This window comes from Prevotella sp. C0209C1 (assembly GCF_056583855.1).
Window position 1 is genome coordinate 1 of record NZ_JBWPJP010000074.1, and the last position, 984, is coordinate 984.

The following is a 984-nucleotide window of genomic DNA, read 5'->3' on the forward strand; positions in this document are numbered from 1 at the left end:
TTCGAGGTCAAGGTCAACTACATAAATGTAGCCTTCGTTGATTATCCTCTGCGCTCCACGAAGTGCGTCATGGCAGCCTCTTCTCGGACGGAAGCCGTAGCTTGTCTCGGAGAATTGGTTCTCATAAATAGGAGTCAGTACTTGGTTAATGGCTTGTTGCACCAAACGGTCTACTACTGTAGGTATGCCCAAAAGGCGCATCTTGCCGTTGTCTTTGGGTATCTCTACCCTCTTGACTGGGTTCGGACGATAAGAACCGTCAATCAAGGAACAGATGAGCACATCCTTATTGGTTAAGAGCCATGGGAGCAGCTGCTCACACCACATCTTGTCAATACCACCACATCCCTTGTTTCTCATAACAGCCTTGTAGGCTCGGTTGAGATTTACAGGGCTAAGGATTTGCTCAAGAAGGTGTTCCTTGTCAAATGGTACTTCCACGATGTTGTCTTCACACATCCACATGAAGGTCTGCACTCCCCCATACCATTCGGTTTCCGACCTATCTCTTTGGGGACAGCCATTAACTTGGGATAATGTTTTCTGCATTCTTTCCTTCATAAGGTATGTTTCAATTACTATCGCTTAATATATAGGTTCAGCCCTTCATGGAGCGTTATCGAGTACTCCACTACTATGGCGTCTGCTGACTTCTCACGGCAAGCTTTACTCCGCTTCTTTCGTAAAAAAACTATTTGAAACGTCCGTGAGACCTCCTCGGATAAGAACATTATCTTTCCATCTTATACCTACTTCATTTACACCAACCATTCCGAATAGCTATCGGGCTTTGGTTTGTAGTGCAACCTTGCCCATGGTTATATGCCTTGTATGAAGTTTCTGTTCGTTAGGTCAGATGTTTGCCGACAGCTTCCTCCAGATTTCACCTCACGATGAACACCCTTGCTCTTGGCTATGTAATTCCCGCTATTAGGGCTTACTCGGGACTTCCACCCGTTAGAAAATGCTCATGCCGAGCGTACA

Annotated in this window: 1 protein-coding gene; it reads right to left on the reverse strand. The window is 45.8% G+C overall.

Annotation, left to right across the window (positions count from 1 at the left end; translation table 11 throughout):
• On the reverse strand, positions 1 to 561 hold a 561-nt coding region (locus AC1DCD_RS10235), incomplete at its 3' end, for a reverse transcriptase domain-containing protein (RefSeq protein WP_464641385.1).
• Positions 562 to 984: the final 423 nt, after the last annotated feature.